This window comes from Crossiella sp. NPDC003009 (assembly GCF_053591555.1).
The window spans coordinates 1-12,393 of sequence record NZ_JBSFUA010000091.1 but is presented as its reverse complement, the minus strand read 5'-3'; the positions used below and the strand labels follow the sequence as shown (position 1 = coordinate 12,393).

General features: G+C 72.7%; 9 protein-coding genes and 1 tRNA gene. 5 read left to right on the top strand and 5 right to left on the bottom strand.

The features are described 5' to 3' along the window. Positions 1-106: 106 nt before the first annotated feature. From ACWDY5_RS41045 to ACWDY5_RS41035, 3 genes are all read right to left on the bottom strand, one after another. Positions 107-985 (bottom strand): glycosyltransferase family 2 protein, encoded by an 879-nt coding sequence (locus ACWDY5_RS41045; RefSeq protein ID WP_449727530.1) that lies wholly within the window; start codon positions 983-985, stop codon positions 107-109. A 19-nt stretch (positions 986-1,004) separates the two neighbouring features. Then, on the bottom strand, positions 1,005-2,135 hold the full coding sequence (locus ACWDY5_RS41040) for a glycosyltransferase family 4 protein (RefSeq protein ID WP_449727529.1): 1,131 nt from the start codon (positions 2,133-2,135) through the stop codon (positions 1,005-1,007). 104 nt (positions 2,136-2,239) lie between these two features. Next, positions 2,240-3,370 (bottom strand): glycosyltransferase family 4 protein, encoded by a 1,131-nt coding sequence (locus ACWDY5_RS41035; RefSeq protein ID WP_449727528.1) that lies wholly within the window; start codon positions 3,368-3,370, stop codon positions 2,240-2,242. A 42-nt stretch (positions 3,371-3,412) separates the two neighbouring features. Here ACWDY5_RS41035 and ACWDY5_RS41030 point away from each other — a divergent pair, with 42 nt between their 5' ends. Next, positions 3,413-4,327, top strand: coding sequence for a glycosyltransferase family 2 protein (locus tag ACWDY5_RS41030; protein WP_449727527.1), 915 nt, complete (start codon positions 3,413-3,415; stop codon positions 4,325-4,327). Here ACWDY5_RS41030 and ACWDY5_RS41025 read toward each other — a convergent pair. Beyond that, positions 4,324-6,411: an ATP-binding protein gene (locus tag ACWDY5_RS41025; RefSeq protein ID WP_449727526.1), complete on the bottom strand. Its 2,088-nt coding sequence runs from the start codon at positions 6,409-6,411 to the stop codon at positions 4,324-4,326. The two genes, ACWDY5_RS41030 and ACWDY5_RS41025, sit on opposite strands and share 4 nt — an antisense overlap. Beyond that, entirely contained in the window at positions 6,408-6,926 is a 519-nt protein-coding gene (locus tag ACWDY5_RS41020) for a ClpX C4-type zinc finger protein (RefSeq protein WP_449727525.1), read from the bottom strand. The genes ACWDY5_RS41025 and ACWDY5_RS41020 overlap by 4 nt, the downstream gene beginning before the upstream one ends. 135 nt (positions 6,927-7,061) lie before the next feature. On the opposite strand from ACWDY5_RS41020, the gene ACWDY5_RS41015 reads away from it, so the two are divergent. From ACWDY5_RS41015 to ACWDY5_RS41000, 4 genes are all read left to right on the top strand, one after another. Beyond that, a complete protein-coding gene (locus ACWDY5_RS41015) occupies positions 7,062-9,575 on the top strand; it encodes a glycosyltransferase (protein WP_449727524.1) in 2,514 nt (837 codons plus the stop codon). A 14-nt stretch (positions 9,576-9,589) separates the two neighbouring features. After that, positions 9,590-10,675 carry a glycosyltransferase family 4 protein gene (locus tag ACWDY5_RS41010; protein WP_449727523.1) on the top strand — a complete coding sequence of 362 codons (1,086 nt, stop codon included), beginning with the start codon at positions 9,590-9,592 and terminating at the stop codon, positions 10,673-10,675. 124 nt (positions 10,676-10,799) lie between these two features. Beyond that, entirely contained in the window at positions 10,800-12,152 is a 1,353-nt protein-coding gene (locus ACWDY5_RS41005) for a hypothetical protein (protein WP_449727522.1), read from the top strand. 24 nt (positions 12,153-12,176) lie between these two features. Further along, a tRNA-Glu gene (locus ACWDY5_RS41000) sits at positions 12,177-12,250 on the top strand. Positions 12,251-12,393 lie beyond the last annotated feature (143 nt).

Genomic DNA, 12,393 nt, shown 5'->3' with positions numbered 1-12,393 from the left:
GACAGGGCTGGTGTGTTTTTTCCAGGCCGTCGAAGCAGAACCACCCAGACCGGCCGCTCCGTTTGCGATCAAAAGCAAAGGCAAAAGCTCAACCCCTCGCGGGCCGTTATGGCTTTGCCGCGCCCCGGGTCTCCAGCTTCAGTCTCAGGGCCAATCCTGCCTTGATCGCCAACCGCAATGGCGCGTTCACCGGCCCCGGATTCCGGTCGGCCAGGAACCGATACGCGCTGTCGTGGTGTGCCGCGAGCATCTTCGGCTTGACCTTCGCCGTCGAAACCCCGCCGATGTGCATCACTTCAGCCGTCGGCACGTACACGTTCAGCCAGCCCGCCTTGCCCAGTCGGTCGCCCAGGTCCACGTCCTCGAAGAACATGAAGTACCTCGGGTCGAAGCCCTGGATGGAGTCGAAGGCTTCTCGGCGGAGCAGGAGGCAGGAGCCGGAGAGCCAGCCTGCTGGGCGTTCGCCGACGGCGCGGTCTTCCTGGCGGTAGGCCTTGGTCCAGGGGTTGCCGGGCCAGATCTTGCCGAACAGGGCGTGGCCGATGCCTCGGCCCAGGGACGGGACCAGGCGGGCTGAGGGGTAGACCTCGCCGTTGGGTTCGCGGATGAGGGGGCCGAAGGCGCCTGCCCTCGGCCAGCGCTTGGCGGCCTCCAGCAAGGTGTCCAGGGAGCCGGGGCCCCATTCCAGGTCCGGGTTGGCGACCACGACCCAGCCGTACTCGTCCGGGAGCTGGACCACGCCCCGGTTGGCCGCGGTGCCGTAGCCGACGTTCTCGCCGATGACCAGGAGCTGGACGTGCTCCCGCTCAGCGGCGGCCTGCTCCGGTGCGCCGTCCACCGAGCCGTTGTCGGCCAGCACGACCTTGAGCGGGGACTGGGTGCTCGCCTCGTCCAGGGTGTCCAGGAAACGCGCCAGCGTCTTGCCGGGCGAGTAGGTCACGGTGACGACGGCGAGGCGATCTCCGTACTGCTTCTGCTCGGCCACGCCGAGACATTCTGCCGTCTCAGCGGCCCCGGCGGTGCAGCACGTCCGCCCTGGCGTAGGCCTCGCGGTGCTTCACCGCGCTGACCTGCCAGGAGAAGTCCTTCGCGCGCTGCTGGGCGGCGGTGGCCAGGCTGGAGCGGCGGGCCGGGTCGTCCAGCAGTTCGGCGACCGCGGCGGCGATGTCGCCCGCGCCGACCCCGCAGTAGGCGACCGCGTCGCCGCCGACCTCGGGCAGGCTCAGCCGCCGGGTGGTCAGCACGCAGGCGCCGCAGGCCATCGCCTCCAGCACCGGCAGGCCGAAGCCCTCGCCGAGGCTGGGGTAGGCCACCAGGTCGGCACCGCCGAGCAGGCCCGATAGGCGCTCGAAGGGGACGTAACCGGCGCGGATCACCCGCAGCCGGTGCGGCACGGAGTCCAGCGCGCGTTCCACGTGGGTGTCCCAGCCGGGCTGGCCGGCCAGCACCAGCGCCGGGGGGTCCTCCCGGCCGCGGCAGGCCCTGGCGAAGCCGCGGATCAGGGCGGGCACGTTCTTGCGGGGTTCCAGCGCGCCCAGGAAGGCCACGTACGGGGTGTCGCCCAGCTCCAGGTCGGCGCGGACCGCGGCCACCTCCTCCGGCGCGGGCGGGTGGAAGCGTTCGTTGTCCACCCCGTGCGGGGCGACCTGAAGCACCCGCCGGTCCGCCCCGGCCACCCGGACCAGCTCGGCCGCGGTCGCCCGCGAGGGCACCACGCATACCTCGGCCCTGCGTAGCGAGGCCCTGGTCCAGCCGCGGAAGAACCGGGACTTGACCGGGGAGTGCAGCGCGGAGTCGGTGAAGAAGGTCGCGTCGTGCAGGGTGACCACCGAGGCGACCGGGTTGACCAGCGGCAGTGTGTAGTGCGGGGAGTGCACCACCTGCACCGCGAGCCGCCTGGCCAGCACCGGCAGGCTGCTCTGCTCCCAGGTCAGCCTGGCCGTGCGGGTGGCCACCGACTCGGTGGCGACCACGATCCGGGACCCCGGCGCCATCTGGTGGTACAGCTCGGCGTCCCTCGGCTGGCAGACCACGGTGATCCGGGCCCCGTCCGCGTCCAGCGCGGCGACCAGCGAGTCCACGTACCGGCCGACGCCGCCACGGTCCGCTGGGACCGCCGTCGCATCGATCAACACGCTGGGTTCTGCTTGCGCCACCCATGCAGACTAAGGCCAGCTCGAACAACGCATTGCTGGAATGCGAACTTCACTGGTTTTCTGACTGGTCGCAGTGTCCTTGATCACCCACGAGTGGGACGCCGGTGCAACTCAGTGTGCACCCGCCACACCGCCTCGGCCGCGCTCCGCCAGCTGAACCGCTCCGCCCGCCGCCGACCGGCCGCCACCAGCGCCGACGCCCGCCCCGGGTCCGCCGCGACCTGGTGCAGGGCCGCCGCCAGCGCACCCGCGTCCCCGCGCGGCACGGTGATCCCGGCGCCCCCGGCCACCTCGGCCAGCGCGGGCGCGTCCGAGTGCACCACCGGCACCCCGGCGGCCATCGCCTCCAGCACCGGCAGCCCAAAGCCCTCCGCGCGGCTGGGCGCGGCCAGCACGGTGGCCCGGCCCAGCACCACGGACAGCTCGCGGTCGCTGATCCGGCCCAGCACCACCAGCCGCTCCGGCGCCAGCCCGTGCCGTCTGGCCAGCTCGGCCACCGACACCCCGCCCCAGCCGGGCGGCCCGACCAGCACCAGCGGCAGCGCGGGCGCGGCCGGGCGGGCCATCGCCTCGATCAGCACGTCGATGCCCTTGCGCGGTTCCACCGTGCCCACGGCCAGCACGAACCGCTCCGGCAGCCCCAGCCGCCGGGCGATGGTGGTCGCCGAGTCCGCGGGGATCGGCTCAGTCAGCACCCCGGCCACGCCCTCCCCCACCACGTGCACCCGCGCCGGTCCCGGCACGAACCTGGCCAGCTCGGTCTCCACCGCCGCGGTCGGCACCACCAGCGCGTCCGCCCGGCGCACCGCCCGGCCGATCACCGCGCGGTGCCAGGCCACCCCGCGCCGGGTCAGCGTCTCCGGGTGCGTCCACGGCACCGTGTCGTGCACGGTGACCACCAGTCCCCGGCCACCGCGCGGCGCGGGCGGGGCCAGCGGGGTGGGCGCGTGCACCGAGTCCCCGCCCGGCCACAGCGGCAGCCCGCGCTGCCAGGCCAGGGCCAGCGCCCGGCGCGGCAACCGCAGCCTGCGCGGCCCGAGCACCCCGGGAACCACCGCGGCGCTGGGATCGGCGTGCCGGGCGACCACCCCGGTCACCTCCCAGCCCGCGGGTGCGGTCGCGGCCAGCGCGGCGGCCAGTTCCCTGGTGTACCGGCCGGTGCCGCCGGGGACCGGCGCGAGCAGCTGTTCGGTGAGCACCACAAGCTCGGGCATCCGGTCAGCCTGCCACGTCGGCGACGCATTAACGTCCATGGCATGTCGCAGCAGCCCCGCACCACGGTCGTCGTCGTCACCTGGCGGGGCCGGGACCACATCGTGGACTGCCTGAACGCCCTGACCGAGCAAACCCGTCCACTGTGGACAGTCGTGGTGGACAACGCCAGCGAGGACGGCACCGCGGCGCTGCTGGCCGGGCACCCGATGGCGGGCACCATCCTCCGCCTGGACGAGAACGTCGGCTACGCGGGCGCGCTGGAGTCGGCCCTGTCGATCGTGGACACCCCATACGTGGCCTGGCTCAACGACGACGCCGCCCCCGAACCGAAATGGCTGGCCGCCCTGGAGTCGGCACTGGACGCCGATCCCAAGGCCGCCGCCGCTAGCTCCCGGTTGATCACCGAGAACGGCGTGGTGCAGTCCCTCGGCGTCCGGCTCACCGCGGACGGCCACGGCGCGGACCGCACCGAGGTCGGCGAGCCCTTCGGCTTCTGCGGCGGCGCGGCCCTGATGCGCACCGAGGTGTTGCGCGCGGTGGGCGGCATCCCCGGCGACTTCTTCTGCTACTACGAGGACACCGACACCTCCTGGCGGATGCGCCTGGCCGGCTGGCGGGTGGTGAGCGTGCCCTCGGCGGTGGTCTGGCACCGGCACGGCGCGAGCTCCGAGCCCGGGTCGCCGAAGTTCCACCGCTGGAACGAGCGCAACCGGCTGCTGATGCTGCTGCGCTGCGCGCCGGCTTGGGTGGCCGGGTGGCAGCTGGTGCGGTTCGTGCTGATCACGCTGAAGCTGTTGGTGCGCCGGAATCCCTCCGGGGCGGCCAACTTCCGGGTCGGGTTGCGGCTCGGGGTGCTGGGCGAGGTGCTGCGGCGGCTGCCCGCGACGCTGCGGGAGCGGCGTGGGGTGAACGGCAACCGCAAGGTGCTGTGGCGGGACTGGGCGGGGCGGGGTTAGCCGAGGTCCAGCCGCAGCTGTTCGGCCAGCTCCCGGTGGTCGTGGCGCTCGGCGATGGCCAGCGCCCGCAGCAGGCAGGCCTGTGCCTCCTCGTGTTCTCCCGCCGTGCGCAGCATCGAGGCCAGCAACCCGAGCGCGGTGCCGACCGCGTAGTCGTTGGCCACCCCCTCGGCCAGCCGGACCGCCTCCCTGGTCCAGCTGAGCGCCTCCGCGGTCTCCCCCAACCTGGTCAGCGAGGCGGCCAGGCCCAGCACGCTGAGCGACTGGCTGTGCCGGTCGCCGCGGCTCTGGCCAAGGGCGAGGTGCTGCCGCCAGCTCGCCGCCGCCTCGGCGTGCCACCCGAGCTGTGCCTGGGCCTCGGCGAGCTGCCGCAGTCCGGCCAGCTCCGCGACCTGGTCGCCGATGGCCCTGCTGATCGCCACCGCCCGCGCGCACTGGTCGAGCCCGTCCGGGTCTCCCCCGGCCAGCCGGGCCCGGCCGAGTCCGGAGAGCGCGAGGACCTGCCCGGCCTGGTCGCCCAACCGCTGACAACTGTCGAACTGTCGTTGGTACGCCTCGGCGGCAGCGGCGAAGTCCTTGCCCCGCAGCAGTCGTCCGCCGAGCTCCCCCAGCGCGTCGGCCTCGGTTTCCGGGCCGAGTGCCCCGGTCAGCGCCAGCGCCTGCCGCGCGCAGGCCAGCCCGTCAGCCGGGCGGCCCGCGGTGGTGTAGGCGTTGGCGAGCACCTGGAGGGCGAGGTAGGCGGTCCGCGGGTCGCCCAGCGCGGTGGCCGCGGTGGCCGCCAGCTCGCTCACCCACACCAGGTCGGTGACCCGGTGGCGCAGGGTCAGGTAGGTGGTGAGGGTGTTGCTCAGCTTGAGGAGCAGCACCGGCTGGTCATATTCCTCGGCGATGCGCACGAGTTCGAGCAGCGTGCGGTGCTCCAGGTCCAGCCAGTCAACGGCCTGCTGGATGTCAGCGAGCTGGTTGGAGCGCATCAGGTGCAGGCTGGCCTCCTCCGCGGCCGGGCCGAAGTACATGATCAACCGGAAGAGTGCCTGCGGGCGGTCCTCTGGCAGCTCGGCCGCGTACACCGCGAGCAGGTCGTGCATCCGCCAGTAGCCCCAGGGCGTTCCCGGCTCGATGAGGTGCGCGCGGGCCAGCTCGGAGAGCAGCCGTTCCGCCTGGAACTCCGGCAGCTCGGCCAGTGCCGCGGCGGCCTCGGTGCTGGTCTGCTCACCGGGGTTCACCGACAGCAGGCGGAACATCCGGGCCTGCTCCGGCGGCAGCTGCCGGTAGGACAGGTCAAACGACGCCCGCACCGCCAGCGACGGGCCGAACTCCAGCGCGGACAACCGGTTCCGCTCATCGGCCAGCGCCCGCACCCGAGCGGAGAGCGGCTGGCTGGGATGCGCCGCGAGGTCGGCGGCGGTGATCCGGATGGCCAGCGGCAGGTACCCGCACAGCCGGACCAGCTCCGCGAGTTCCGGACCTTCGCGGGAGTCGTCGCCGGACTGGCGGAGCAGGTCGGTGAGCAAGGTCTGGGCCTGGTCAGGGGGCAGGACGTCCAGGGAGAGCAGGCGGGCGTCGAGCTCGGCCAGGGTGTGGCGGCTGGTGATCAGCACGCGGTGGTGGCCGCCGGGGAGCAGGGGCTGGACCTGGGCGGCGGTGCCCGCGTTGTCGGCGACCAGGAGCAGCGGCGGGTGGTCGGCCAGGACCGAGCGGTAGTGGCCCTCGCCTGCCGGGGCGGGCTGGCCGAGGGCGGTGAGCAGGTCGGTGAGGGCCTGTTCGGGAGTGAGCGGGGTGTCGTCGTAGCCGCGCAGGTCCAGGAACAGCACGCCGCCGGGGAACTCCGCGCGCAGCTCGTGCGCGGCCCGCACCGCCAGGGCCGTCTTGCCGACCCCGGGCAGACCGGTGATCACCACCGAACCCGCGCGCAGGCTGTCCAGCAGGCTCGCCAGCTCCTCATCCCGGCCGACGAAGACCGGCTGCGGCGGCAGGGATGAGAGCGCCTTGGACGGGACCACCGGCTGCTGGATGGTGATGTCCCTGCCCTGGACCACCAGGTTGGCGTAGACCTGCCCGCTGATCCGGTTGTGCGTGTTCACCCGTCCAGTGTGGCGGCCACCACCTCAGCGGTGAAACTCACACAACCGCCGCAGATCAACACCCCCGGCCCGGCCACCAGCGGCCCGGCCTCGCCCGCGGTCTTGCCGCAGAAGGAGCAGCTGAACCGGCCCGACGCCCGATCCAGCCGGGCGGGCTGACCGGCCAGGACGCGCTGGGCCTGCTCGACGCAGCCGTCGCAGATGAACACCTTCGGCCCGGCGACCAGGCGACCGCACTCCGCATCGGGGGCTCCGCAGAACGAGCAGGCGAGACCGGCGGACTTCTTCTTCGGCCGCCAGCCCGGGGTGCCGCCGGCGGCCTCGACCAGCTGGTGCACCCGCTGGTGGCTCAGTTCCAAGGCGTCGGCGATCTCGCGCAGGGAGGCGCCTGCCAGGTGCAGGCGGCGGATGGCCTGCTGGTACTCGGCCTTGGCGTCCTCGGTGGCCTGCTGGGCGGCTCGCCAGCGCCGGGTGGCCGCGCGGGTGGCGGCGAGCAGCGATTCGTCCAACGACATTTGTCTACGGTAGATAGACAACCGGGCATCCGTCTAGGAGTGGTTGACACCCGTCCGGTGCGGGCCGTACCTACGATCAACACCGGATGAGGCAGGCTTAGCCCGGTCGAGCGGTCTGCGGGGAGGAGTCAGGACGTGGCGGAGCTGCCCCTGGTGTCGGTGGTGGTGGTCAACTACCGCGGCGCCGAGGACACCATCACCTGCCTGCGGGCGTTGCGCGAACAGCTGGACTACCCGGCTGACCGTTTGCAACTGATCTGCGTGGACAACGCCTCCGGTGACGGGTCGGCCGAGCGGATCGAGGCCGAGGTCGAAGGCGTCATGCTGGTCCGGGCGCCGGGCAACCTGGGCTTCGCCGGGGGCTGCAACCTCGGCGTCGAGCACTCGCACGGCGAGGTGCTGGCCTTCCTCAACAACGACGCCCGGCCGGACCCGCAGTGGGTGCGCGCGGCGGTGCAGGTGCTGCGCGCCGACCCGACCGTGGGCGCGGTGGCCAGCAAGGTGCTCGACTGGGAGGGCACGGCCATCGACTTCGTCGACGGCGGGCTCACCTGGTTCGGCATGGGCTACAAGCGGCACGCGGGCGAGCCGGACGACGGCAGCCACGACGCGCCGAGGGACGTGCTCTTCGGCACTGGGTCCGCGCTGTTCGTGCGGGCCAAGCTGTTCCGCGCGCTGCACGGCTTCGACGAGCGCTTCTTCATGTTCTACGAGGACGTCGACCTCGGCTGGCGGCTCAACCTGCGCGGCTGGCGGGTGCGCTACGAACCGGCCTCGCTGACCTACCACCGGCACCACGCCTCGATGTCCGGCGTGCACTCCGCCCGCGAGTACTACCTGCTGGAGCGCAACGCGCTCGCCATGCTCTACAAGAACCTCTCCGACGCCTCGCTGGCCAAGGTGCTGCCGGCCGCGCTCGCGCTGTCCGTGCGCCGGGCCACCGCCCGCGGCGAGCTGGACCCGACCCAGCTGGAGATCACCAGGCGACCGGCCGACCGGGCCGAGGACGACGCCCCGGTGCAGATCTCCCGCGAGACGCTGGCCGGGTTCCTGGCCATCGACCAGTTCGTCGAGCTGCTGCCCTCGCTCGGGGCCTCCAGGGCGGCCGAGCAGGCGGCGCGGGTGGTCACCGACCACGACCTGCTTCCGTTGATGCGCAAGGCGATGGAGCCCGCCTACCCGCTGCCGCGCTACCTGGCCGCGCACGAGGTGCTGGTCAAGGCATTCGGGCTGGACGAGGTGTTCGGGCGGCCGCGCCGGATCCTGGTGATCACCGGTGACGTGGTGGCCGAGCGGATGGCCGGGCCGGCTATCCGGGCCTGGAACATGGCGCTGATCCTCTGCGCCGAGCACGAGGTGCGGCTGGTCAGCATCAACAAGAGCTTCGCCCCGCCTGCCGCGCCGTTCGCGGTTGTGCAGGCGCCGCAACGGGATTTGCCGCAGCACGTGGAGTGGGCCGACGTGGTGGTCCTGCAGGGCCACGTGCTGGAGCTGGTGCCCTCGTTGAAGCGCAAGGACTCCACCAAGATCGTGGTCTGCGACGTCTACGACCCGATGCACCTGGAGCTGCTGGAGCAGAGCAAGGACAGCGACGACGAGCGGCGGGCCAAGGACGTCGTCGGCGTCACCAAGGTGCTCAACAACCAGCTCCAGCGCGGCGACTTCTTCCTGTGCGCCTCCGAGCGGCAGCGGCACTTCTGGCTGGGCAACCTGATGGCGCTGGGCCGCCTCACCCCCTCGCTCTACGACGCCGACCCGACCGTGCAGTCCCTGCTCGCGGTGGCCCCCTTCGGCCTGCCCGGCAAGCCGCCGGAGCGCACCGGCCGCGGCATCCGGGGCGTTGCGCCCAACATCGGCGAGACCGACAAGGTGGTGCTCTGGGCCGGTGGCGTGTACAGCTGGTTCGACCCGCTGACCCTGATCCAGTCGGTGGAGCTGTTGCGGCACAAGCGGGATGACCTGCGACTGTTCTTCCTCGGCATGCGCCACCCCAACCCGGACGTGCCGGAGATGGGCATCACCGCGGACACCCGGCGGCTGGCGCACCAGCTCGGCCTGGTCAACCGGCACGTGTTCTTCAACGAGAGCTGGGTGCCCTACCACCAGCGGCAGAACTTCCTGATGGACGCCGACTGCGGGGTCACCACGCACTTCGAGCACGTGGAGACCACCTTCGCCTTCCGCACCAGGGTGCTGGACTACCTGTGGGCCGGGCTGCCGATCGTGACCACCGACGGCGACGCCTTCGCCGACCTGGTGCGCGCCGAGGGCCTCGGCCTGGTCGTGCCGGCCGAGGACCCCGAAGAGCTCGCCGAGGCGCTGGACCTGGTGCTCTACGACACCGAGTTCGCCGCGGCCTGCCGGGAGCGGATCGCCGGTGTGCGCGAGGAGTTCACCTGGGAGAACGCGCTGGCGCCGCTGGTGGAGTTCTGCCGCAACCCGCGCCCGGCCGCGGACCGGCTCTCCGCCAGCTCGCCGCTGACCAGGACGCCGCCGCTGAACTCCGGGCAGAAGCTGCGCAGGGACCTCGGCCTGTTCCGGGAGTACCTCAACGCCGGTGGCGCCGGCGAGGTGGCCCGCAGGGCCGGTGGGCGACTGGCGCGGCTGGCCAAGGACCGGCTGCGCGGCGGGGACGAGAAGAGCCAGTGAGAGGAAACGCTGACGTGAAGCCGCTCCGGGTGCTGCTGGACGGCAACCCGCTGCTCGGGGACCGGACCGGCGTCGGCCGGTACACCGCCGCACTGGCCGAAGAACTCGCCTCGATGTCCACTGTGGACGTTCGCGCGGTGGCCTTCACCCTGCGCGGCTGGCGGGCGCTGCGCTCGGCCGTGCCGCACGGGGTGCGCGCCCGCGGCCTGCCGGTGCCCGCGCGGCTGCTGCGCGCGGCCTGGCTGCGCTCGCCGCTGCCGCCGATCGAGCTGTTCGCCGGTTTCACCGACGTGGTGCACGCGACCAACTTCGTGCTGCCGCCCTCGCTGCGCGCAGGCAGCGTGCTCACCGTGCACGACCTGGCCTTCCTGGACGCGCCGGAGGAGATCCCGTCCTCCGAGGTGGACCTGCCGGAGCTGGTCCGCCGCTCGGCCAAGCGCGCCGACGTGGTGTGCACGCCGACCCAGGCGGTGGCCGAGACGGTGACCGAGCGGCTGGGCGTGCCACGGGAGCGGATCCGGGTCACCCCGCTCGGCGTCGACCCGGCCTGGTTCGTGGCCAGGGCGCCGAGTGAGAACCTGCGCCGCCGCCTCGGCCTGCCGGCGGAGTACCTGCTCTTCGTCGGCGCCGATGGCCCGCGCAAGGGCCTGGCCAGCCTGGTCGCCGCGCACGCCGCCGACCCGGAGCTGCCGCCGCTGGTGCTGGTCGGGCCAGGCACCGACCACATCGGCGGGACCAACCGGGTGATCCGCACCGGCTACCTCTCCGAGCTGGACCTGCGCCGGGTGGTGGCCGGGGCCGCGCTGCTGGTGCTGCCCTCCCGGGACGAGGGCTTCGGGCTGCCGGTGCTGGAGGCGATGGCCTGCGGCGTGCCGGTGGTGTGCTCGGACGTGCCCGCGCTGCGCGAGGTGGCCGGCGGGCTGGCCACCCTGGTGCCGGTCGGCGACGTCGAGGCGCTCACCGTCGCGCTGTCGTCCACAATGGACGATGGGGTGGCCTCGGACACGCTGGCCAAGCGCCGGGCGCACGCCTCGGAGTACACCTGGCGGCGGTGCGCGGAGGAGACCGTGGCGGCCTACCGGCAGGCCGCCGGTCGCTGAGCTCGGAGCCCGTCAAACGGGTGTGTGACAGGGTTGTCACGACGGAGTAACCCGTTGCTCCAAACGCGTTCCGCGCACGGGAAAGTCCTCGTGAGCGGGGCGGGATGCTGCCAGCATGGAGACCATGACCCCAGGCGAGGAAGCCGAGTCGGCGCTCAAGGAGCTGCACGCCTCCCTCGACGAACGGCGCCGCCCCGAGGACGTCGCCGAACTGGTGCTCCAGGCGCTCGGCCCCCGGCTGAGCGCCGAGGAGGCCGCGCTGCTCGGGGTCGCCGCGGCCAAAGGACGCGGCAACGGCTACTTCTCCTCGATGCCGGAGGACTTCGCCCGCCCGGTCGGCGGCACCGCCCAGCTCGCTTGCGCGGCAAAGGTTTTCGGCCTGGACGGACCACCAGCGGTGAACCCGGACGACCCGCAGGCGCTGCGCGCGGTGGCCAACTCCCTCGGCGAGGCCATCGGCTGGCACACCGACCGGGCCGACTTCCTGGCCCACCGGCTGGACCGGCAGGAACGGCAGCGGGCCGGGATGGAGCTGACCGCGCGGCAGTACAACCGGCGCTGGCGGGCGCTGCACCGGCTGGCGGCCAAGGCCAAGCAGCTGGAACACGAGCAGTTCAAGCGGCGGCTGGTGATGCTGGGCCGCTCCGGTTTCGCCGGGCAGCTGGACTTCGACCGCTTCCGCGCCGATGAGAACGCGGCCTGCTTCATCGCCTACTACACCGCCCGCCGCAACCTGCGCCGCGAGTTCTCCCTCTCCGGGCGGGCCAACCCGTTCGACCAGATCGCCGACGCGCTGCTGGCCCGCTGCGAACGCGGCGGCGCGGACACCGACTGGGCGATGATCGCGCTGGTCCTGCCCAGCCAGGAGGTGCTGGAACGACTCGACGACGCCCAGCGCGGCGAACTGCTCGGCCGCTGGTCCGCGGTGATGCACCAGGCCGCCACCCTGCTGGGACGGATGTGGCGCACCGGCGGTTTTGACCGCGTGCGAATGGTTGTGCGCAGAGGCAACGACTCCAGCACCTGGAACCTGCTCGCCCAGGGCTACAACGCCGCCCGCGCCGCCTGGCTGTCCTGCCTGGCCGCCACCGGCACCGAACGCCTGCTGGACATCGCCTGCCCCGGCAAGGCCATGCGGCTGATGGCCGCCGACCTGGTGCAATGGCACGCAGCGGGGGCCGAACTGTCCCCGGACACCGCGGTGTGGGCGGGGCTGCCGCTGCCGTGGGACGTGCTGGACGGGCACGTGGAATGCGGGCGGGCCAAGGTGGAGGAGGTCTGTGCGAGGGTTGGACTCGATCCGCGGCTCTCCGGCTGGACCGCGCCGCGGCCGGTTGGTGACGTGGCCGAGTTCACGCCGACGCCGGAGCTGGTGCACGGGGTCAGCATCGCGGATCCGGCGTGGGCGCAGGTGCTGCGGCGGTCCGGCTTCTTCAGCGGGCGGCCGATCGGGCGAAAGCCTGGCGCGGCTGAGTAGTGCTGTGCGAATGTGGAAGTTCGACTCGCTGTAGCTCAGTGGTAGAGCGCTCGGCTCTCAGGACCGAGTAGTCACCGGTTCGAGCCCGGTCAGCGAGGCTGTGTTGGATTGGCGCGCTCCGCGCGCGGGATTTTTTCGCTCTTGAGTCGTGCGTTCGTGACCCCGACACACGCGCCCACCACCACGGTGGGCAGCACGAACGGCACCGTGATGGCCAGCCGGACAAACCCCCGGCCGCGCA